Origin of the sequence: Metapseudomonas otitidis, assembly GCF_900111835.1 — a bacterium.
Taxonomy (GTDB): Bacteria; Pseudomonadota; Gammaproteobacteria; order Pseudomonadales; family Pseudomonadaceae; genus Metapseudomonas; species Metapseudomonas otitidis.
Map to the genome: position 1 here is coordinate 79458 of NZ_FOJP01000022.1, position 20293 is coordinate 99750.

The 20293-nt window shown below is 66.9% G+C and carries 19 protein-coding genes; 7 read left to right on the forward strand and 12 right to left on the reverse strand.

The annotated features are described in order from the left end of the window. Positions 1 to 356: 356 nt before the first annotated feature. Positions 357 to 1883 carry a glycerol-3-phosphate dehydrogenase gene (glpD, locus tag BM198_RS25275; RefSeq protein WP_074973396.1) on the reverse strand — a complete coding sequence of 509 codons (1527 nt, stop codon included), beginning with the start codon at positions 1881 to 1883 and terminating at the stop codon, positions 357 to 359. A gap of 126 nt (positions 1884 to 2009) precedes the next feature. Beyond that, on the reverse strand, positions 2010 to 2768 hold the full coding sequence (locus BM198_RS25280; RefSeq protein WP_074973398.1) for a DeoR/GlpR family DNA-binding transcription regulator: 759 nt from the start codon (positions 2766 to 2768) through the stop codon (positions 2010 to 2012). Positions 2769 to 2873: 105 nt separating this feature from the next. Here BM198_RS25280 and ybaK point away from each other — a divergent pair, with 105 nt between their 5' ends. The 3 genes from ybaK to BM198_RS25295 are packed head-to-tail and all read left to right on the forward strand — an operon-like array spanning position 2874 to position 5694. Beyond that, positions 2874 to 3344, forward strand: coding sequence for a Cys-tRNA(Pro) deacylase (ybaK, locus tag BM198_RS25285; protein WP_044414438.1), 471 nt, complete (start codon positions 2874 to 2876; stop codon positions 3342 to 3344). A 27-nt stretch (positions 3345 to 3371) separates the two neighbouring features. Next, a complete protein-coding gene (gene glpK / locus BM198_RS25290; RefSeq protein WP_074973401.1) occupies positions 3372 to 4868 on the forward strand; it encodes a glycerol kinase GlpK in 1497 nt (498 codons plus the stop codon). Between the two features lie 40 nt (positions 4869 to 4908). Continuing rightward, a complete protein-coding gene (locus BM198_RS25295) occupies positions 4909 to 5694 on the forward strand; it encodes a substrate-binding periplasmic protein (protein ID WP_052807682.1) in 786 nt (261 codons plus the stop codon). 24 nt (positions 5695 to 5718) lie between these two features. On the opposite strand, the gene BM198_RS25300 is transcribed toward BM198_RS25295, so the two are convergent. Together BM198_RS25300 and argF are read right to left on the reverse strand one after the other, a co-directional pair. Continuing rightward, positions 5719 to 6828: an ABC transporter ATP-binding protein gene (locus tag BM198_RS25300; protein WP_074973403.1), complete on the reverse strand. Its 1110-nt coding sequence runs from the start codon at positions 6826 to 6828 to the stop codon at positions 5719 to 5721. Beyond that, positions 6825 to 7742, reverse strand: coding sequence for an ornithine carbamoyltransferase (argF, locus tag BM198_RS25305; protein WP_044414430.1), 918 nt, complete (start codon positions 7740 to 7742; stop codon positions 6825 to 6827). Before argF ends, BM198_RS25300 begins: the two co-directional genes overlap by 4 nt. Positions 7743 to 8072: 330 nt before the next feature. Between argF and BM198_RS25310 the strand changes: the two genes are divergently transcribed. From BM198_RS25310 to grxD, 3 genes are all read left to right on the forward strand, one after another. Beyond that, the gene (locus tag BM198_RS25310) at positions 8073 to 8507 is read left to right on the forward strand and encodes a hypothetical protein (RefSeq protein WP_074973406.1); all 435 of its coding nucleotides are present in this window, start codon (positions 8073 to 8075) and stop codon (positions 8505 to 8507) included. A gap of 139 nt (positions 8508 to 8646) precedes the next feature. Continuing rightward, positions 8647 to 10755: a molybdopterin oxidoreductase family protein gene (locus tag BM198_RS25315; protein WP_074973408.1), complete on the forward strand. Its 2109-nt coding sequence runs from the start codon at positions 8647 to 8649 to the stop codon at positions 10753 to 10755. A gap of 96 nt (positions 10756 to 10851) precedes the next feature. After that, positions 10852 to 11178 (forward strand): Grx4 family monothiol glutaredoxin, encoded by a 327-nt coding sequence (grxD, locus tag BM198_RS25320; RefSeq protein WP_044414422.1) that lies wholly within the window; start codon positions 10852 to 10854, stop codon positions 11176 to 11178. A gap of 58 nt (positions 11179 to 11236) precedes the next feature. Here the strand turns inward: grxD and bfr are convergent, their stop codons facing one another. The 7 genes from bfr to BM198_RS25355 all read right to left on the reverse strand — a co-directional run bounded on the left by bfr (position 11237) and on the right by BM198_RS25355 (position 18812). Next, positions 11237 to 11707, reverse strand: a complete 471-nt coding sequence (gene bfr, locus BM198_RS25325) for a bacterioferritin (protein ID WP_044414420.1) — start codon at positions 11705 to 11707, stop codon at positions 11237 to 11239. Between the two features lie 195 nt (positions 11708 to 11902). Further along, entirely contained in the window at positions 11903 to 12121 is a 219-nt protein-coding gene (locus BM198_RS25330; protein ID WP_074973410.1) for a bacterioferritin-associated ferredoxin, read from the reverse strand. Between the two features lie 241 nt (positions 12122 to 12362). Further along, a complete protein-coding gene (locus tag BM198_RS25335) occupies positions 12363 to 12734 on the reverse strand; it encodes a hypothetical protein (protein WP_044414416.1) in 372 nt (123 codons plus the stop codon). Between the two features lie 97 nt (positions 12735 to 12831). Then, on the reverse strand, positions 12832 to 13635 hold the full coding sequence (locus BM198_RS25340) for a putative RNA methyltransferase (RefSeq protein ID WP_074973412.1): 804 nt from the start codon (positions 13633 to 13635) through the stop codon (positions 12832 to 12834). 2 nt (positions 13636 to 13637) lie between these two features. Continuing rightward, a complete protein-coding gene (dapE, locus tag BM198_RS25345; protein ID WP_074973414.1) occupies positions 13638 to 14777 on the reverse strand; it encodes a succinyl-diaminopimelate desuccinylase in 1140 nt (379 codons plus the stop codon). A 90-nt stretch (positions 14778 to 14867) separates the two neighbouring features. Further along, the gene (locus tag BM198_RS25350) at positions 14868 to 17462 is read right to left on the reverse strand and encodes a glycosyltransferase (protein WP_044414409.1); all 2595 of its coding nucleotides are present in this window, start codon (positions 17460 to 17462) and stop codon (positions 14868 to 14870) included. A gap of 201 nt (positions 17463 to 17663) precedes the next feature. Then, positions 17664 to 18812 (reverse strand): iron-containing alcohol dehydrogenase, encoded by a 1149-nt coding sequence (locus tag BM198_RS25355; protein WP_074973416.1) that lies wholly within the window; start codon positions 18810 to 18812, stop codon positions 17664 to 17666. Between the two features lie 148 nt (positions 18813 to 18960). On the opposite strand from BM198_RS25355, the gene tcdA reads away from it, so the two are divergent. Then, the gene (tcdA, locus tag BM198_RS25360) at positions 18961 to 19761 is read left to right on the forward strand and encodes a tRNA cyclic N6-threonylcarbamoyladenosine(37) synthase TcdA (RefSeq protein ID WP_044414406.1); all 801 of its coding nucleotides are present in this window, start codon (positions 18961 to 18963) and stop codon (positions 19759 to 19761) included. Between the two features lie 100 nt (positions 19762 to 19861). On the opposite strand, the gene BM198_RS25365 is transcribed toward tcdA, so the two are convergent. Beyond that, positions 19862 to 20293 (reverse strand): transposase (locus tag BM198_RS25365; RefSeq protein ID WP_139233708.1); only part of this gene is annotated, 432 nt, incomplete at its 5' end.

Sequence of the window (20293 nt, forward strand, 5' to 3'; positions counted from 1 at the left end):
GTGGCGCTGTGCAGCCCCAGCGATGGGCTTCGCACAGCTCAGCCCATCCTACGGAGCAGCCCGTAGGATGCGGTGAGCTCGGCGAACCGCATCTGTTCATGGCGGGTATGTAGGCGCGGGCGCTGCTCGCGAAGCCTCTGGTCTTCGTAGACGGGGCTTCAGCCCGGGAGCGGGTGGGGCTTCCCGGACTGAAGTCCGGGCTACGTCAGGTTCACTCATGGCGCTGTGCCGCCCCAGCGATGGGCTTCGCACAGCTCAGCCCATCCTACGGACGGAGCAGCCCGTAGGATGCGGTGAGCTCGGCGAACCGCATCGATTCATGGCGGGATGTAGGTGCGAGCGCTGCTCGCAAGGCCTCAGGCCGCGTCGGCCTGGGCGCGGTGGATCAGGTATTGGGCGAGGCGTTCCTGCTGGCCGGGGGTCATGAATAGCCCTTGCTTGGTGCGGCGCCAGAGGATGTCTTCGGCGTCTTGCGCCCATTCCTCGCGGCACAGGTAATCCACTTCGCGGGCGTAGAGGCCGCCGCCCAGGTGTTCGCCCAGGTCGGTGAGGTTGGCGACCCCTTCCAGCAGTTTCCACACGCGGCTGCCGTAGGTGCCGGCCCAGCGTCGGGCCAGGCTGTTGGGCAGCCAGCCGTATCGCTCGCACAGGGCTTCGGCCAGGGCCTCCTGGCTGTCCATGGACTCGCCGCCGGGGAGGGTGGCGGTGGCAGTCCAGCTGCCGCCCATGGTCGGGAAGAAGGGGGCGAGCTGCGCCAGGGCCGACTCGGCGAGCTTGCGGTAGGTGGTGAGCTTGCCGCCGAACACCGAGAGCAGCGGGGCTTCGCCCGGATGGGCATCCAGCGCCAGGGTGTAGTCGCGGGTGACGGCGGACGGGTCGTCGGATTCGTCGTCGCACAGCGGGCGCACGCCGGAGTAGGTGCGCAGGATGTCGTCGGCGCTGATCTGCTTCTTGAAGTGCTGGTTGACCACGTCGAGCAGGTAGCGGGTTTCTTCCTCGGTGATGGCCACCTTCGCCGGGTCGCCCTGGTACTCGCGGTCGGTGGTGCCGATCAGGGTGAAACGCCCCAGGTAGGGGATGGCGAAGACGATGCGGCGGTCCTCGTTCTGCAGGATGTAGGCGTGCTCGCCCTCGTAGAGTTGGGGCACGACGATGTGGCTGCCCTGGATCAGGCGGATGCCGTAGGGCGACTTCTGCTTGAGGTCGTCCTTCAGCAGGCGAGCGACCCAGGGGCCGGCGGCGTTGACCAGGGCCCGGGAGCGGATCGACAGCAGGGTGCCGTCGGCGCGTTCCAGGTGGATGTGCCACAGGCCCTTGCTGCGCCGGGCGCTGACGCAGCGGGTGCGGCTGTGGATGTGGGCTCCGTGCTCGCGGGCGCTCATGGCGTTGAGCACCACCAGGCGCGCGTCGTCGACCCAGCAATCCGAATATTCGAAGCCACGGCTGATGCCGGCCTGCAGCGGGCTGCCGACGCCGAAGCGCAGGCCACGGGAGCCAGGCAGCTTCTCGCGCTTGCCGAGGTGGTCGTAGAGGAACAGGCCGGCGCGGATCATCCACGCCGGGCGCAGGTGTGGGCGATGGGGCAGCACGAAACGCATCGGGCGGACGATGTGCGGCGCCTTGGCCAGCAGCACTTCGCGTTCGGCCAGGGCCTCGCGCACCAGGCGGAATTCGTAGTGTTCCAGGTAGCGCAGGCCGCCGTGGATGAGCTTGCTGCTGGCGGAGGAGGTGTGCTGGGCCAGGTCGTCGCGTTCGCAAAGGAACACCGACAGGCCGCGCCCGGCTGCATCGGCGGCGATGCCGACACCGTTGATGCCGCCGCCGATCACGGCCAGGTCATAGACTTCGGAAATGGGCGCGGAGCGCTTCGTCGAGGCGGGCATGGCAAGGCACCTGAATCGAAAGTGAACTTTGAATGTTCGTTTCCGAAAAATGCTAGACGAAGCGAAGGCGAATCGCCACCCCCGCCGAGCGGTCACGGCGGGATGGGCGACGAAAGGCAGGCGGGGTCAGACCGGTTCGAGCTGGACCTTGTGCTCGGCCATCAGTCGGGCCAGGGCGGGGGAGGGGACGTGGTCGGTGAACAGGCGGTCCACCAGGGCGATGGAGCCCATGCGCACCACGGCGTTGCGACCGAATTTGCTGGAGTCGGCGGCGAGGAACACCTGGCGGGCGTTGTCGATGATGGCCTGGGAGACGCGCACTTCCTGGTAGTCGAAGTCCAGCAGGCTGCCGTCCTCGTCGATGCCGCTGATGCCGACGATGGCGAAGTCGACCTTGAACTGGCGGATGAAGTCCACTGCCGAGGGGCCGACGATACCGCCGTCGCTGCGCACCGTGCCGCCGGCCACCAGCACTTCGAAATCGGGTCGGTCGGCGAGCTGGGCGGCGACGTGCAGGTTGTTGGTGATCACCTTCAGGCCCTTGTGCCCCATCAGTTCGCGGGCGATGGCTTCGGTGGTGGTGCCGATGTTGATGAACAGCGAGGCGTGGTCAGGGATCTGCGCCGCCACGGCTTCGGCGATGCGCTGCTTCTCGTCGCGCATCTGCCCGGCACGCATGGCGTAGGCGGTGTTCTGGATGCTCGAGGCATCGGCGGCCGCGCCACCATGGGTGCGTCGCAGCAGGCCCTGTTCGGCGAGCTGGTTGATGTCGCGGCGGATGGTCTGCGGCGTCACCGCGAAGGCTTGGGCCAGTTCGTCGATGCTGACGTAGCCGCGTTCGCGGGCGAGGTCGAGGATGTTCTGTTGGCGGGGTGCCAGGGTCATGAACGGGGTCCCGGATTTTTGACGCGCATTATAGCGGCGGGCTGTCGAAGAGCGACTTTTCAGCTAAGGTACGACCACTTCGTCGCATTGTTTTCACTATCGAACATGACTCCAGCCATCGACCTGCTCAAGAAGGCCAAGGCCGAGCACCGTGTGCTCAGCTATACCCATGATCCGAAGGCGCCCTCCTATGGCCTGGAGGCGGCGGAAAAGCTCGGGCTGGACCCGGCGCGTGTATTCAAGACCCTGCTGGCGGCCACCGAGAAGGGCGAGCTGCTGGTGGCCGTGGTGCCGGTGGCCGGCAGCCTTGACCTGAAGGCCCTGGCCCACGCGGCGGGCGCCAAGAAGGCCGACATGGCCCCGGCCGATGCGGCGCAGCGCGCCACCGGCTACCTGGTGGGCGGCATCAGCCCGCTGGGGCAGAAGAAGCGCCTGCGCACCTTCATCGATCGCTCCGCGCTGGATCACCCCACCATTCATGTCAGCGCCGGCCGGCGTGGCCTGGAAGTGGAGCTGGCGGCGCAGGTGCTGGCCGAACACACCCAGGCCCAGTTCGCCGCCATCGGGCGGGAATGACCCCTCCATAACAACAAGGAAGCCGGAATGGCCCAGTACCTTCTTGCCATCGACCAGGGCACGACCAGCAGTCGCGCCATCGTATTCAGTGCCCAGGGCCTGCCTGTCGCCCGCGCCCAGACGGAGTTCAAGCAGTACTTCCCGAAGGACGGCTGGGTGGAGCACGACGGCGAGGAAATCTGGCTGACGACCCTCAAGGTCTGCCGCGAGGCCATTCGCCAGAGCGGGCTGCAGGCATCGCAGATCGCGGCCATCGGCATCACCAACCAGCGCGAGACCACCCTGGTGTGGGACGCCGAGACCGGCACGCCGATCCACCCGGCCATCGTCTGGCAGGACCGCCGCACCGCCGACTACTGCTCCCGCCTCAAGGCCGATGGGCACGACGAGGAAGTGGCGCGGCGCACCGGTTTGCTGATCGATCCGTATTTCTCGGCCACCAAGCTGCGCTGGATCCTCGACAACGTGCCGGGCGCCCGTGAGCGCGCCGAGCGCGGTGAGCTGCGCTTCGGCACGGTGGACTGCTTCCTGCTGTGGCGCCTGACCGGCGGCAAGGTGCACCGCACCGATGCCACCAACGCCTCGCGCACGCTGCTGTTCAACATCCATGAGCAGCGTTGGGACGATCACCTGACGCAGCTGTTCGACATTCCGCCGAGCCTGCTGCCGGAGGTGCTGGACTGCTCTGCCGAGTTCGGCATCACCGAGGCCGGGCTGCTGGGCAGCGCCATCCCGGTGCTGGGCATGGCCGGCGACCAGCAGGCGGCGCTGATCGGCCAGGCCTGCTTCCAGCCGGGCATGGTGAAAAGCACCTACGGCACCGGCTGTTTCATGATCCAGAACACCGGCGACACGCCGGTGACCTCGCGCAATCGCCTGCTGACTACCGTGGGTTACCGCTTGGATGGGAAGGTGACCTACGCTGTGGAAGGCAGTATCTTCGTTGCCGGCGCGGCGGTTCAGTGGCTGCGCGATGGCATCAAGCTGATCAGCCATGCCCGGGATACCGAGGCACTGGCGGAACAGACCGGGGATGCTTGTGGCGTCTATCTGGTGCCGGCCTTTACCGGACTCGGTGCGCCCTACTGGGACCCGAAGGCCCGGGGCGCGATCTTCGGGCTGACCCGCGACACCGGGATCAAGGAGATCGTCACCGCCGGCCTGCAGTCGGTGTGCTACCAGACCCGTGATCTGCTGGAAGCCATGCGCCAGGACGGGGCCGCCGCGCCCAGCGCCCTGCGCGTGGACGGCGGGATGGTGGAGAACAATTGGGTCATGCAGTTCCTGGCGGACATCCTCGGTGTGGCGGTCGAACGCCCCGAGGTGACCGAGACCACCGCCCTGGGCGCCGCCTACCTGGCGGGCCTGAAGGCGGGGTTGTACCGGGACCTGGACGAAATCGCCCGTCACTGGCATCGCCAGCAGCGCTTTGCGCCGCGCATGGCCGAGGCCCACCGGGCGAAGCTTTACGAGGGATGGCTGGATGCCGTCCAGCGGGTACGCAGCGAGGCTTCCCAGGGGTAGCGTTCCACGCCTGGCTGGCCGCTCATGAAGGGAGTTCGTCTTGTTCATCAAGGATGCACGTCTGATCCCGGCAGCCCTGGTCCTCGGCCTGGCTGCCCTGTTCGCCTCCGGCTCCCCGAAGGCGGAGACCCTGGTCATTGCCGGTGACCTGTGGTGCCCGATCAATTGCCAACCCGATTCGCCCCGCCCGGGAATCTTCGTCGAGCTGGCCCGGGAGATCTTTGCCGAGTCCGGCATCGAGGTGGAGTACCGGGTGGTCAACTGGGCTCGGGCGCTGAGCGATGCGCGGGCGGGGAAGGTCAACGCGGTGATCGGTGCCGGCATCCAGGACGCACCGGACTTCGTCTACACCCCTACTGCACCCGGCATCTCGCGCATGTGCTTCTACACGGCGCTGGATGCCACGTGGCGCTACCAGGGGCTGCCCTCGCTGCCGCAGGTGCGCCTGGGCAGCATCAACAGCTACAGCTACGGCCAGGAAATCGACACCTACATCCGCATGCACCGCAGTCGCGGCGACCGGGTGCAGGTGGTGGCGGGCGACCAGGCGCTGGACATGAACATGGAGAAGGTCCGTCACGGTCGGCTCGATGCGACCATCGAGAACAGCTGGGTGATGGACAACCTGCAATCCACCTTGCCGCCCTCCGAGCGCCTGCGCCTGGCGGGCTGCCGCTCGCCGGACGTGGCCATCTACCTGGCCTTTTCCCCGGCGCTGACTGCCAGCGCACGCTACGCCGCGATCTTCGAGGACGGCCTGGCCCGTTACCGGGAGAACGGCAAGCTGCGTGAGGTGATGGGGCGCTACGGCGTCAGCGAGCCTTGAGCGGCTCGCCGACGCGCGGCGGGATCAACTGGCGGTGACGTAGCGACGGACGCCGTTGTCCTGTGCCGGTAACTGGGCGGCGACGCTGCCCTGGGCGGGGAACACCACCAGGTGATCGGCGGCGATGCGGATGCCCACTTCCTGGCCCGGTGCGTGGTCGGCATGGCTCGGGAAGATGGCTTCCAGCTGGGTGCCGGTGGGCAGTTGCAGGCGATAGAGCGTGGCGGCGCCGAGGAAGGTCTTGCCGGTGACGGTGGCCTTCAGCCCGGCATCGCTGGCGGGGACGATGTCGTCCGGTCGCAGCAGCACGTCCACCGCACTGCCTTCCGGCCAGGTGTAGGCACGGTTGCCGCGGATGGTGCCCAGCTCCGTCTGCACGGTGTCGGGGCTCAGTTGCTGGCCGCGGATGAAGTAGCCCTGGCCGATGAAGCTGGCGACGAAGGGGGTCGCCGGCTCGTGGTAGAGGTTGTAGGGGGTGTCCCACTGCTCCAGGTGGCCCTTGTTGAACACGCCGACCTGGTCGCTAACGGCGAAGGCTTCCTCCTGGTCGTGGGTGACCAGGATGGCGCTGGTGCCACGGGCCTTGAGGATGTCGCGGACCTCGTGGCTGAGGCGCCGGCGCAGTTCGCCATCGAGGTTGGAGAAGGGTTCGTCGAGCAGCAGCAGGGCCGGCTCCGGCGCCAGGGCGCGGGCCAGGGAGACGCGCTGCTGCTGGCCGCCGGACAGCTCGTTGGGGAAGCGCTTGGCCAGGGCCGAGAGGTTCACCAGCTCCAGCAGCTCGCCGACGATGCGCTCGCGCTGCGGGTGCTTGCGGATGCCGAAGCCGACGTTCTCTTCCACGGTGAGGTGGGGGAACAGGGCGTAGTCCTGGAACACCATGCCGATGCGCCGCCGCTCGGGAGCGAGGGTGTAGCCGGCGCGGGAGATGACCTCGCCGGCGAGGCTGATCTCGCCTTCCAGCACCGGCTCGAAGCCGGCGATGGCGCGCAGGGTGGTGGTCTTGCCGCAGCCCGAGGGGCCCAGCAGGCAACCGATGTCCCCGGCGTTGAGGTGGAGGTTGAGGTTCTGGACGACGCGCTGATCCTGGTAGCCGCAGCTCAGGTCACGCAGGTTGAGTAGCAGTTCGTGGCTCATGCTCTGGACGCGTGTTCGACGAGGAATTCCAGCAGCGCCTTCTGGGCGTGCAGGCGGTTTTCTGCCTGGTCCCAGGCCACTGAACGGGGATCGTCCAGCAGGTCCATGCTGATTTCCTCGCCCCGGTGCGCCGGCAGGCAGTGCATGAAGATAACCGCTTCATCGGCCAGGTCCAGCATTTCCTTGTTCACCTGGTAGGGCGCGAACAGGGCCAGGCGGCGTTCGGTTTCCTCTTCCTGGCCCATGGAGGTCCAGACGTCGGTGCTCACCAGGTGGGCGCCACGCACCGCTTCGCGCGGGTCGCGCATCACGCGGACACGCTCGCCGGCCTGGGCCACCAGCGCGGCGCTGGGCTCGTAGCCCTCGGGGCAGGCGACGTTGAGGTGGAAGTCGAACTGGATCGCCGCCTCGATATAGGAGTTGCACATGTTGTTGCCGTCGCCGATCCAGGCCACGGTCTTGCCCTGGATCGAGCCGCGGTGCTCCTGGAAGGTCTGCATGTCGGCCAGCAACTGGCAGGGGTGCAGGTCGTCCGACAGGCCGTTGATCACCGGCACGCGGGAATGGGCGGCGAACTCCACCAGCTTGCTGTGGGCGAAGGTGCGGATCATCACCGCATCGAGCATGCGCGACATGACGATGGCGCAGTCGCTGATCGGTTCGCCACGGCCCAGTTGGGTGTCACGCGGGGACAGGAAGATCGCCTGGCCGCCGAGCTGGATCATGCCGGCCTCGAAGGACAGGCGGGTACGGGTGGAGGCCTTCTCGAAGATCATCCCCAGCACGCGGCTCTTGAGCGGCTCGTAGAGCACCCCTCGATGGCGCAGGTCCTTCAGCTCGATGGCTCGACGGATCAGGCTGCTCAGCTCCTGGGGGGTGCAATCCATCAGGGAGAGAAAATGCCTTGCGCTCATTGCTGACTACCTTTTTTGTTGCCGCTGGCCGCAAGTCCGGGCCGGGTTTTTCGAGGAAAAGCAGGCGGGACCGGCGGGCTGGGCCGCTCGGGGGCGACGGAATGGGGAAGGCGCGATCTTATAAGGAAATTACGCATAGGCGCAAATTGCCCCGCAGATGCTTCGTCGAAGTGGCGGGGAGTAGCCTGACGGCAGCTTGGGAAGTCATGAACTGATGGGAAAAAAACCAGGGCTGTAGGGTGTCGCCTCCCCGGATCGGACCCGGTCCGGGGCTCGGTCCATCAAGACGTGGAACAGGACCGAGGCACATTCCCAGACATGGAGTACCACATGAAAAAGTTCCTGATGCCCGCTGCCCTGATGGCGCTGATTGCTTCGGTAACCGGCTGCAGCAGCTACCACATCAGCCAGCCGTCTTCCGCCCTGGAAGCCGAAGTCCAGACCGACCTGAAAGCCGACGTTGCCGTCGGTGAGTCGATCAGCGGGCAGTCCGAAGTGAACATCCTGTTCAACTTCATCCAGTTCGGTGGCGACAGCCAGTTCGCTGACGGCGTCACCTACGGCGGCGCCTCCGCCGGCCTGCCGTTCGGTCCCGATCCGGTTGGCGCGGTGAAGTCCGCTGCTGCCTTCAAGGCCGTGAAGAACTCCGGCGCCGACCTGATCGTCGCCCCGCGCTACGAGCTGAACATCGACGACTACTTCGTGTTCAAGAAAGTCAGCGCCAAGGTTGTGGGCAACAAGGGCACCATCCGCTCCATCAAGTAAGCCCGCACCACCCGAATCGGCAGGCTTGATGCCTGCCGATTCACATCGCTTAAGCCGCTGGTCAAGCGGCAGCCCTGCTTCCATAGTTCAGCGATTGCGACCCGACCGGTCGTCTCGAACAAGAACATGAGGCAAGGCCATGACCAAGTCCGTTCACTACCGTGCGTGCCACCTGTGCGAGGCCATCTGCGGCCTGGCCATCGAAACCGAGGACCGGGCGGACGGCTCGCGGCACATCCTCTCCATCAAGGGCGACCCGCAGGATAGCTTCAGCCGTGGGCATATCTGCCCCAAGGCCGTGGCCCTGCAAGACATCCAGAACGACCCTGATCGCCTGCGCCAGCCCATGCGCCGGGCGGGCAGCGAGTGGCAGCCCATCGGTTGGGACGAAGCCTTTGCGCTGGTGGCCGAGCGACTGGCCGATATCCAGGCCCGCCACGGGCAGCAGGCGGTCGCCGTCTACCAGGGCAACCCCAGCGTGCACAACTACGGGCTGATGACCCACAGCAACTACTTCCTCGGATTGCTGAAGACCCGCAACCGCTTCTCCGCCACCTCGGTGGACCAGCTGCCCCACCACCTGGTGAGCCACCAGATGTACGGCCATGGGCTGCTGATCCCGATCCCGGACATCGACCACACCGATTTCATGCTGATCCTCGGCGGCAATCCGCTGGCCTCCAACGGCAGCATCATGACGGTGCCGGACGTGGAAAAGCGCTTGAAGGCGATCAAGGCCAGGGGCGGGCGCCTGGTGGTGGTGGACCCGCGGCGCAGCGAGACGGCCGCCATCGCCGACCAGCACCTGTTCGTGCGGCCGGGCCAGGACGCCGCCCTGCTGCTGGGCATGCTCAGCACCCTGTTCGAGGAAGGCCTCGGCCGGGCCAGCCACCTGCCGGTGGACGGCCTCGACGCCGTGCGCCAGGCCGTGGCGCCCTTCACCGCCGAGGCCATGGGGCCGCGTTGCGGCATCGAGCCCACGGTGATCCGCCAGCTGGCGCGTGACTTCGCCGCTGCCGAACGGGCGGTGTGCTACGGGCGCATGGGGGTGTCCACCCAGGCGTTCGGCAGCCTGTGCCAGTGGCTGATCCAGGTGATCAACCTGGTCACCGGCAACCTTGACCAGCCTGGCGGCGTGCTCTGCACCGAGCCGGCAGTGGACCTGGTGGCGACCACCTCCGGCGGCCACTTCGGGCGCTGGCACAGCCGCGTCTCCGGGTTGCCTGAGTACGGCGGCGAACTGCCCGTCTCGGCCCTGGCCGAGGAGGTGCTGACCCCAGGCGAAGGGCAGATCCGCGCCCTGGTCACCGTGGCCGGCAACCCGGTGCTCTCCACCCCCAACGGGCGGCGCCTGGAGCAGGCGCTGGACGGGCTGGAGTTCATGGTCAGCGTCGACCTCTACATCAACGAGACGACGCGCTACGCCGACCTGATCCTGCCGCCGACCGCGCCGCTGGAGCACGACCACTACGACACCACCTTCAACCTGTTCGCAGTGCGCAACGTCACCCGCTTCAACGAGCTGGTGCTGGCCAAGCCGGCCGGTGCGCTGGATGACTGGGAAATCTTCGTCGGGATGGCCAAGGCCTTCGCGGCGCGCACCGGCGTGGAGCTGAAGCCGACCCTGCCGCCTCGGCAGATGATCGACATGGGGCTGCGCTTCGGCCCCTATGGCGAGCGCTCCAGCTGGGGGCTTTCCGTCGAGCGCCTGGCGGAGCATCCCCACGGGCTGGATCTGGGGCCGCTCAAGCCGAACCTGGCCGGCCGCCTCAAGACCGAGGCGCGCCGCGTGGTGGCCGACCCGGCGCTGTTCATGCAGGACCTGGCGCGCTTCGCCGAGCAACCCGCTCCGGTGGCCGGCGAGCTGGTGCTGATCGGCCGGCGGCATGTCCGCAGCAACAACTCCTGGATGCACAACTACCACCGCCTGGTGAAGGGCAAGCCGCGCCACCAGCTGCTCATGCACCCGGACGACCTTGCCCGGCGCGGGCTGAGCGATGGCCAGCGGGTGAGGGTGCGTTCGCGGGTCGGCAGCATCGAGGTGGAGGTGGCCGCGAGCCTGGAGATGATGCCCGGCGTGGTGAGCCTGCCCCACGGCTGGGGCCATGGGCGGCCCGGTGTGATGATGGCCATCGCCGCCGAGTTGCCAGGGGCCAGTGCCAATGACCTGACCGACGAGCGGTTCCTCGATGCCGTGTCCGGCAATGCCGCGCTGAATGGCGTGCCGGTGGAGGTGGTGGCAGCCTGAAAAGTGCCCGTGCAAGTCCGAGCGACATGCTCGGACTTCCGTTACAATGCCGCCACCGCGCCGACCCTGTAGTCGGATAGTTCAGCCGAGGTAGCCATGGATATCATCGAAACCATCAAAGAGCAGATCGCCAACAACACCGTCCTGCTGTACATGAAGGGCTCTCCCAATGCTCCCCAGTGCGGTTTCTCCGCCCGTGCTGCCCAGGTCCTGATGGGCTGTGGCGAGAAGTTCGCCTACGTCGACATCCTGCAGAACCCGGAAATCCGCGCCAATCTGCCCAAGTACGCCAACTGGCCGACCTTCCCGCAGCTGTGGGTGGCCGGTGAGCTGGTCGGCGGCAGCGACATCCTCGTCGAGATGTACGAGAAGGGCGAGCTGCAGCAACTGATCAAGGATGCGGTGAGCAAGGCCGGCGCCTGAGCCTCCCGCTGAAATGAAAAAGCCCCGCTGACGCGGGGCTTTTTCATGGGCGGGTGTCTTACTCGTCCATCTGCGACTGCAGGTAGTTCTCCAGGCCGACCTTCTCGATCAGGCCCAGCTGGGTTTCCAGCCAGTCGATGTGCTCTTCCTCGGACTCGAGGATGTCTTCCAGCAGCTCGCGGCTGCCGTAGTCACCGACGCTTTCGCAGTAGGCGATGGCGGCCTTCAGGTCCGGCAGGGCGTTGTGCTCCAGCTTCAGGTCGCTGCTGAGCATTTCCTTGGTGTTCTCGCCGATCATCAGCTTGCCCAGGTCCTGCAGGTTCGGGATGCCTTCCAGGAAGAGGATGCGCTTGATGAGCTTGTCGGCGTGCTTCATCTCGTCGATGGACTCGTGGTACTCGTGCTCGCCGAGCTTCTTCAGGCCCCAGTCCTCGTACATCCGGGCGTGCAGGAAGTACTGGTTGATGGCCACCAGTTCGTTGCCGAGGATCTTGTTGAGATGCTGGATGACTTTCTTGTCGCCTTTCATGAGGGGGTCCTGCCACGCAAGGGGTTGAGTGACGGAATTTTAACCAGTTCCGCCCGGGTGTCAACGTAAGTGATTGATATATAAGATAATTTGAATGTGAATACGAACGCTTCAAGTCCGCGTCTTGTCGCTAACTGCTTGATTTGCGGGCATAAAAAAACCGGACTCGAGGTCCGGTTCTTCATAAGGGGGTGTTCAGGCCGGTACGAAAGTGGCCGGGTAGGTGAGGGCGGCCTGGCTGCTCTGGACCTCGGTGAGGGTCTCGCGCACCACCTGCTTGGCCAGGCAGGCACATTTGCCGCACTGGGTGCCGACGCCGAGCGTCTCGCGAATCTCACGGTAGCTGCAGCAACCTTCGTAGATCGCTTCGCGGATGTGACCGTCGGTGACACCTTGGCAGAGGCAGACGTACATGGGGACCGGCACCTGTGGTTGGCTTCGATGGATGGCGATACTAATTAGAATGAGAATGATTGTCAAAGTCCGTCCGTCTGCTCCGCGTGTAGGCCATTTCACGCAGGGGGTGTCGAATCCGAAGGCGATGTGCAGCGGCTGATTCGGGGATGAAGCTGCAGCGGCTTCATGAACAAGGCGGCGTAAGAGGGCCGGAATGAAAGAACCCGGCCGGGGCCGGGTTCGTCTGCAGCGGGAGGGGTCAGTCCGTACGCCAGGTGATCTCGCTGACGCCGTCGGCGTTGACCTTGAGCCAGCGGTCGGCGTCTTCCTCGCCCTGGGCTTCGTCCCAGCCGCCGGGGGCGCAGCGGATCTCCACGCCCAGCGCCTGGTGGGCCGCCTGGGCGCAGGCCAGGTCGCTGTCCCAGGGGGTTGCATCGCTTTCCAGCAGGAGGCTGTGCCACTTGCCCACGGCCTTGGGCAGCCAGGTCACCGGGATGTCGCCCGCGCGGCACTTGAAGGTCTGGCCGCGCGCCTGCCAGTCGCTGCAGGGACCGATGGCTTCGGTCAGCCAGGCGGTGACGGCGTCCTGTTCGGCGTCCTTCAGGTAGATCTCGATATCGGGTTGGCGCATGGGAAGGTCCTGGCGGGGCCCCGGCCGGTGCGCGGGGCGGTCACTCGTGAGGCTGCAAGTTTAAGGGGGAGTGGGCGCTATTTCGAGCCCGCCGGGGCTAGGCCTTGACGATCCAGTCGTAGCGGATGGACACCGTCACGTCGAACGGTTCGGCGATCACCGCAGCGCGGCGCTCGGCGCTGGCACGCCAGCCGTGGGGCGTCATCGCCAGCAGGTCGGCACGGGCCTCGGCGCTGTCCAGGTGCAGGGTGTATTCCAGGGTTTCGCTGTGGGCCAGGGCCATGCCGGCGGGAATCAGCGCCAGGTGCTTCTGGTCGTCGTAGTCGCGCACCTCGTCGTAGATGCGCTCGCGCAGCTGCATCAGATGGCCGCGGGTCGGGCCCATGCGCAGCAGGCCGCCGCCTGGGGCCAGCAGGCGCTGCGCCTCCTGCCAGTCCAGCGGGCTGAAGACGCTGGCCAGCAACTGGCAGCTGGCGTCGGCCAGTGGCACGCGGGCCATGCTCGCCACCAGCCAGGTGAGGCTGGGTGTGCGGCGGCAGGCACGCTTGACCGCCTCGCGGGAGATGTCCAGCGCGTAGCCCTCGGCTTCCGGCAGGGCGTCGGCGAGCTGGGCGGTGTAGTAGCCCTCGCCACAGCCGATGTCGAGCCAGCGGCCCGGCTGGCGCTCGGCTGCCAGTTCCGCCAGGCGGCGGGCCAGGGGTGCGTAGTGGCCGCCATCGAGGAAGCGCCGACGGGCTTCCACCATGGCGGCGTTGTCGCCGGGGTCGCGGCTCTTCTTGTGCTGCACCGGCAGCAGGTTGAGGTAGCCCTGGCGGGCGCGGTCGAAGCGGTGGCCGGCGGGGCAGGCGACGCCGTTGTCGAGCGCCGTGAGGGCGCCCTGGCAGAGGGGGCAGGTGAGCATGATCAGGCCAGCAGGCGGACGAGGGTCTGTTGGTAGATGTCGGTCAGCAGGTCCAGGTCGCTGGCCAGGACGCGTTCGTTGACCTGGTGGATGGTGGCGTTGACCGGGCCGAGTTCCACCACCTGGGTGCCCATGGTGGCGATGAAGCGGCCATCGGAGGTGCCGCCGCTGGTGGAGGGCGTGGTCTCGCGGCCGGTCACGGCCTTGATGCTGGCGGCCACCGCGTCCAGCAGTTCGCCGGGCTCGGTGAGGAACGGCAGGCCGGACAGGGCCCACTCCACGTGGTAGTCCAGGCCGTGCTTGTCGAGGATGGCGTTGACCCGCTGCTGCAGGCCTTCGACGGTGGATTCGGTGGAGAAGCGGAAGTTGAACACCGCCTTCAGTTCACCGGGAATGACGTTGGTCGCGCCGGTGCCGGCATTGAGGTTGGAGACCTGGAAGCTGGTGGGCGGGAAGAAGGCGTTGCCGTCGTCCCAGTGCTCCGCCGCCAGTTCGGCCAGCGCCGGGGCGGCCAGGTGGATCGGGTTCTTCGCCAGGTGCGGGTAGGCCACGTGGCCCTGCACGCCGCGCACGGTGAGGGTGGCGCCAAGGGAGCCGCGACGGCCGTTCTTCACCACGTCGCCCACCAGGGTGGTGCTGGAGGGCTCGCCGACGATGCACCAGTCCAGGCGCTCGCCACGGGCGGCCAGGCGTTCCACCACGGCCTTGGTGCCATGGTGCGCCGGGCCTTCCTCGTCGCTGGTGATGAGGAAGGCGATGGCGCCCTTGTGGTCTGGGTGCTCGGCAACGAAGCGCTCCACCGCCACCACCATGGCGGCCAGGCTGCCCTTCATGTCGGCGGCGCCACGGCCGCAGAGCATGCCGTGCTCGTCCACCAGGGCCTCGAACGGCTGGTGTTGCCAGGCCTGCACCGGGCCGGTGGGCACCACGTCGGTGTGGCCGGCGAAGCACAGCACCGGGCCCTCGCCGCCACGGATCGCCCAGAAGTTCTCCACCTCTTCGATGCGCATGCGTTCGATGCGGAAGCCAGCGGCTTCCAGGCGGCGCATCATCAGCTCCTGGCAGCCTTCGTCGACCGGGGTGACCGACGGGCGGCGGATCAGGTCGCAGGCGAGTTCCAGGGTGGGGGAGAGGGCGGTCATGCAGGGGCTCCGGGGCGGCAAGGCGGAAAAGGGCGACATCTTAAAACATAAACGGCGGCCATTGGCCGCCGTTTAGGACGCTCGCGGAGGTCAGGCCGCGGCGGGTTGGGGCTGCTCGGCCACCACCGGTTTCGGCGCCGAGGACAGCAGTGCCATGACCAGTGCGGCAGCGTAGGGCAGCGACTGCACCAGCAGGGTGGCGACCCAGAACTTCACGTCGGAGCTGGGCAGGCCCTGCACGATGGCGATGCCGATGGCGGCCCCCCACAGCAGCAGCATGATGAACACTTCCTCGCGGGCTTCGGCCAGGGCCATCAGCAGGCCGTGGTTGGTGCGCATCTTCGGTGTGCGGAAGAACGGGATGGTCTTGGTGAAGAACCCGTACAGCACCGCCTTGGCGATGGTGTGCGACAACGCCAGGCCGGCGATGGCGGCACAGAAGGCGTCCTTCAGGTTGACCCCCACCGCACGCTGGTAGAGGAACACGATCTTGCCGAGCTTGAAGAAGAACAGCGTCAGCGGCGGGATGGCGAAGATCAGCAGCGGCGGGTCGACCCGTTGCGGCACGATGATCATCGCGGCCGACCAGAGCAGGGCACCGACGGTGAAGAAGATGTTCAGGCCATCGGCGATCCACGGCAGCCAGCCGGCGATGAAGTGGTAGCGCTGGCCGCGCTTGAGCTCGGAGTCCTTGCCCATGAACAGGCTGCGGGCGTGGCCCTTCATGATCTGGATGGCGCCGTAGGCCCAGCGGAAGCGCTGCTTCTTGTAGTCGATGAAGGTGTCGGGCATCAGGCCCTGGCCAAAGCTGTCGTGGGCGTAGGCGGCGGCGTAGCCCTTCTCGAACACCCGCAGGCCCAGCTCGGCGTCCTCGCAGATGGTCCAGTCGGCCCACTGCAGTTCGTCCATCACGCTGCGGCGGATCATGGTCATGGTGCCGTGCTGGATGATCGCGTTGCGGTCGTTGCGGGTCACCATGCCGATGTGGAAGAAGCCCTTGTACTCGGCGTAGCAGAGCTTCTTGAAGGTGTTCTCGTTGCCGTCGCGGTAGTCCTGCGGGGACTGGACCACGGCGATGGACGGGTCAGCGAAGTGCGGGACCATGTGCTTCAGCCAGTTGCGGTTGACGCAGTAGTCCGAGTCGATCACCGCGACCACTTCGGCGTCCGGGGCGGTGTGCGGCAGGATGTAGTTCAGCGCGCCACCCTTGAAGCCGGCGAGCGGAGCCACGTGGAAGAAGCGGAAGCGCGGACCGAGCTGTTCGCAATAGGCCTGCACCGGCTCCCACACGGCCGGGTCCTTGGTGTTGTTGTCGATGATCAGGACTTCGAAGTCCGGATAGTCGAGGTTGGCCAGGGCGTCGAGGGTCTGCTTCACCATCTCCGGCGGCTCGTTGTAGCACGGCACGTGGATGGAGACCTTGGGACGGTAGGCGCTGTCGGCCAGCACCGGCATGAACGGCCGGCGACGGGCGCGGACCCACACGGCCTCGGCCAGCTCATGGGCCTCGGTGAGCAACACGATGAACACGCCCAGGGCGCCGATGCCCAGCAGCACGCCGACGGTCATGCTGAACCAGGTGCTGTACTGCTGGCTGTAGTCGTAGGCGATCCACACCAGGGCTGAACCGCCGGCGAAGGCGACGAAGGTGAGGAAGGTGCGACCGCGCTGGCGCAGGGCGCTGCCGTCGATCAGGGTCAGGGCCAGGGCCAGCAGGGCCATGACCACCGAGGCGACGGCGAGCATGCGCCATTGCGGGATGGCGATCACCGGGCCTTCGAAGTTGAACTTGGGCTGGCGGTCGAGGTTGTAGACGCCCCAGTAGGCGCCCACGGAGCCTTCGTCACTGGCCTTCCACGGCTGGTCGAAGGCCTCGATCACGAAGTAGTTGTAGCCCTGGGCGTTGAGGGCGTTGACCAGGGTACGCAGGTAGATGGCCTGGTCGGCCTGGGTGGCGTCGGCGCCACCGCGCATGCGGCCGTTGCTCGGCCAGCCCACTTCGGACAGCAGCAGCGGCTTCTTCGGGAAGGCCTTCTTCAGGTCCTTGGCGCGCTCCAGCACGAACTGGGTGGAGTCCTGCATGGGGATGAATTCCCAGTAGGGCAGGACGTGGGAGGCGATGAGGTCGACGTGGTTGGCCAGCTCCGGGTACTTCAGCCAGATGTGCCACTGCTCGGAGGTGGTCACCGGCACCTTCACGGCGGCGCGTACGCGGTCGAGGTAGGCGGAGAGGTCCTTGCGGCTGATCTCGCGGCGGAACAGGGCTTCGTTGCCCACCACCACGCGAACCACGCTGCGGGAGGTGTTGGCGATCTCGATGGCCTTGGTGATCTCGCGCTCGTTGCGTGCTTCGTCCGGGCTGATCCAGATACCGAGGGTCACGCGCAGGCCGAATTCCTCGGCGATGCGGGGGATGTCCGCCAGGGTGCCGTCCACCGAGTAGGTGCGGATGTTGTCGGTCTGCTTGCTCAGCAGCTCCAGGTCTTCACGGATCTGCTCGTCGGTGGGGTAGCGGTTCTGCTGCGGGTTCTGGTCCGCGCGGAACGGCGAGTAGGAGTAGCCGGATATCTGTTCGGGCCAGTCGGGCGCGCTGACCGGACGGTTGTAGAGCGCCCAGAGTCCGGTGAACAACGCGGCGACCGCCACGAAGACCACCAGGTTGAGACCAAATTTACGCGATGACATAGGGATTTCGGGTTCCGAAGCGTGGAACGGGGGAGATAGCGCCAGCGAGCGCTGGTCGGCGCGCATGCTACTCCGGCGTCCGGCGACTGTATAGATTGTGTACGAACGATAGACGTACCGCTCCGTCGCCGCACAAACCCTTTGTCCTTCGACGCCTGCGGAAGTTTCGCAGCGGTGTGCGCGGCACCGCTGCGAAGGGGGTCAGAGCGCCTTCAGCAGGATGCGTTCGCTGGCCGCCAGGTCTAGGTCGCGACGCTCGCCAAGGGCGGTCATGCCGTGGCGTTCCAGTTGGGCCAGGACGCGGGGAATGGCATCGGCGTCGAGGCCATGGTCGGCCAGGCGGGTGGGCACGCCCATGCGCTCGAAGAAAGCGCGGGTGGCGTGAATGGCACCGTCGATGCGCGCCGCCCCGTCACCGCTGAGCCCCCAGACCCGCTCGGCGTACTGCAGCAGCTTCTCGCGCTTGGCGTCGCGGCGCTCGTCCAGCAGCGCGGGCAGCACCACGGCCAGGGTCTGGGCGTGGTCCAGGTGATAGAGGGCGGTGAGTTCGTGGCCGATCATGTGGGTCGCCCAGTCCTGGGGGACGCCACAGCCGAGCAGGCCGTTCAGGGCCTGGGTGGCGCACCACATGAGGTTGGCGCGTACGGCGTAGTCCTCGGGGGTGGCCAGGGCCTTGGGGCCTTCCTCGATCAGGGTCAGCAGCAGGCCTTCGGCCTGGCGGTCCTGCAGGGGCGCGTCGGCGGGGTAGGTGAGGTACTGCTCCAGGGTGTGGACGAAGGCGTCCACCACACCGTTGCCGATCTGCCGGGGCGGCAGGCTGAAGGTGGTGCGCGGGTCGAGGATGGCGAATCGGGGGTACAGCAGCGGGCTGGAGAAGGGCAGCTTCTCCTGGCGGGCGACGTGGGTGACCACGCCGTGGGGGTTGCTCTCCGAGCCGGTGGCCGCCAGCGTCAGCACGCAGCCCAGCGGCACGGCGGCCTGGGCGCGGGTGCCGGTGAGCAGGTCCAGCGGGTCGCCGTCATGGCAGAGGGCGGCGGCGATGAACTTGCTGCCGTCGATCACCGAACCGCCGCCCACCGCGAGGATGAAGTCGCACTGCTCCTGGCGGGCCAGTTCGACGGCGCGCACCAGGGTGTCGAACTGCGGGTTGGGCTCGATGCCGGCGAAGCGCACCAGGCTGTAGCCGGCCAACGCCTGCTCCACCTGCTGCCACACGCCGTTCTGGAAGATGCTGCCGCCGCCGTGGGTGACCAGCACCCGGCTGCCGGCGGGAATCTCCCGGGACAGCTTGGCGATCTGGCCTTCGCCGAAGTGGATGCGGGTCGGGTTGTAGAAGGTGAAGTTGCGCATGGGGCTCCCCCTGTCGGTGTGCAGGGACTATAGCGTCGGCCGACCCAGGGCGAATCTATGGGCTGCCATTCAGCCGGGATGGGCTTGGGGCGGAGCGGGGCCCTTCCTATAATGCGCGCCGCCCGCCGGTGGGCGACGGAGTGACGAGATGACAGACGAACGATTCGGCGGTATCGCCCGCCTCTACGGCCAGGAAGGCTTCGCGCGCCTGCAGGCCGCCCATGTGGCCGTGGTCGGCATCGGCGGCGTCGGTTCCTGGGCGGCCGAAGCGCTGGCACGCTCCGGGGTCGGGGAGATTTCCCTGTTCGACCTGGACGACGTCTGCATCACCAACACCAACCGCCAGGTGCATGCCATCGCCGGCAGTGTCGGCAAGGCCAAGGTGGAGGTGATGGCCGAGCGCATCCGCGCCATCAACCCGGCCTGTGTGGTCCATGCGGTAGCCGACTTCGTCACCCGCGAGACCATGGCTGAGTACATCACTGTGGAGCTGGACGCGGTGATCGACTGTATCGACAGCGTGGCGGCCAAGGCGGCGCTGATCGCCTGGTGCAAGCGGCGCAAGATCCAGATCGTCACCACCGGCGGCGCCGGCGGCCAGGTGGACCCGACGCAGATCCAGGTCACCGACCTGAACAAGACCTTCAACGACCCGCTGGCGGCCAAGGTGCGCTCCATGCTGCGCCGCGACTACAACTTCTCCCGCACGCCGGGGCGCACCTACAGCGTGCCCTGCGTGTTCTCCACCGAGCAGCTGCGCTACCCCAAGCCCGATGGCTCGGTGTGCCAGCAGAAGAGCTTCGTGGGGGAGGGCGTGAAGCTGGACTGCGCTGGCGGCTTTGGCGCGGTGATGATGGTCACCGCCAGCTTCGGCATGGCTGCGGCGGCGAAGACGGTGGACAAGCTGGTGGCCGGTGCGCGGCGGCCGTCGGAGCGGGCTGCGGGCTAGCACGTTTGCACCGGGAGCTGTTTCGCGAATGAATTCGCTTCTTCTACCGGGGTGGTACCGCGCGGTTCAGGGGCATTCCCCGTAGATACCGTCTTGATCTCTAGTGAGCAAGGGCCAGTTTTGCGTCAAACGGCTGGCCCGATTTCAGCACGCCATAGGCGATGTTCAGCAGCTTGCGCATGGCGGCGCAGACGATCTGCTTGCCGGTCTTGCCCCGCTCCCTTAGCCGTTCGCCCATGGCTCTGATCGCTTCGTTGTAGGTCAGGGCGCTGATCGCGGGCATGTACAGGCCGGCCCTCAGGCGCGATGAGCCCATCTTGGAGATGCGTGTCTGCCCCCGATAGCTCCCGGACTCCTGCAGCCGTGGATTGAGCCCGGCAAAGGCGGTGATGGCGCGGCTGTTGGCAAAGCGCAGCGGGTCGCCCAGCTCCGCCAGGAGCAGGGCGGCGGTCTTGTCGGCGACTCCGTCGATGCTGGTCAGCAGGTCGCGCTTGCCTCGCAGGTCCGGGTCGTTGTCGATGTGGTCGTCGAT

Coding starts and splice junctions, on each gene's coding strand:
- grxD (WP_044414422.1), top strand. CDS start 10,852: ATGGATATCATCGAAACCATCAAAGAGCAGATCGCCAACAACACCGTC.
- BM198_RS25350 (WP_044414409.1), bottom strand. CDS start 17,462: ATGTCATCGCGTAAATTTGGTCTCAACCTGGTGGTCTTCGTGGCGGTC.
- BM198_RS25315 (WP_074973408.1), top strand. CDS start 8,647: ATGACCAAGTCCGTTCACTACCGTGCGTGCCACCTGTGCGAGGCCATC.
- BM198_RS25355 (WP_074973416.1), bottom strand. CDS start 18,812: ATGCGCAACTTCACCTTCTACAACCCGACCCGCATCCACTTCGGCGAA.
- ybaK (WP_044414438.1), top strand. CDS start 2,874: ATGACTCCAGCCATCGACCTGCTCAAGAAGGCCAAGGCCGAGCACCGT.
- tcdA (WP_044414406.1), top strand. CDS start 18,961: ATGACAGACGAACGATTCGGCGGTATCGCCCGCCTCTACGGCCAGGAA.
- BM198_RS25310 (WP_074973406.1), top strand. CDS start 8,073: ATGAAAAAGTTCCTGATGCCCGCTGCCCTGATGGCGCTGATTGCTTCG.
- BM198_RS25340 (WP_074973412.1), bottom strand. CDS start 13,635: ATGCTCACCTGCCCCCTCTGCCAGGGCGCCCTCACGGCGCTCGACAAC.
- BM198_RS25300 (WP_074973403.1), bottom strand. CDS start 6,828: ATGAGCCACGAACTGCTACTCAACCTGCGTGACCTGAGCTGCGGCTAC.
- BM198_RS25280 (WP_074973398.1), bottom strand. CDS start 2,768: ATGACCCTGGCACCCCGCCAACAGAACATCCTCGACCTCGCCCGCGAA.
- glpK (WP_074973401.1), top strand. CDS start 3,372: ATGGCCCAGTACCTTCTTGCCATCGACCAGGGCACGACCAGCAGTCGC.
- glpD (WP_074973396.1), bottom strand. CDS start 1,883: ATGCCCGCCTCGACGAAGCGCTCCGCGCCCATTTCCGAAGTCTATGAC.
- argF (WP_044414430.1), bottom strand. CDS start 7,742: ATGAGCGCAAGGCATTTTCTCTCCCTGATGGATTGCACCCCCCAGGAG.
- bfr (WP_044414420.1), bottom strand. CDS start 11,707: ATGAAAGGCGACAAGAAAGTCATCCAGCATCTCAACAAGATCCTCGGC.
- BM198_RS25335 (WP_044414416.1), bottom strand. CDS start 12,734: ATGCGCCAACCCGATATCGAGATCTACCTGAAGGACGCCGAACAGGAC.
- dapE (WP_074973414.1), bottom strand. CDS start 14,777: ATGACCGCCCTCTCCCCCACCCTGGAACTCGCCTGCGACCTGATCCGC.
- BM198_RS25330 (WP_074973410.1), bottom strand. CDS start 12,121: ATGTACGTCTGCCTCTGCCAAGGTGTCACCGACGGTCACATCCGCGAA.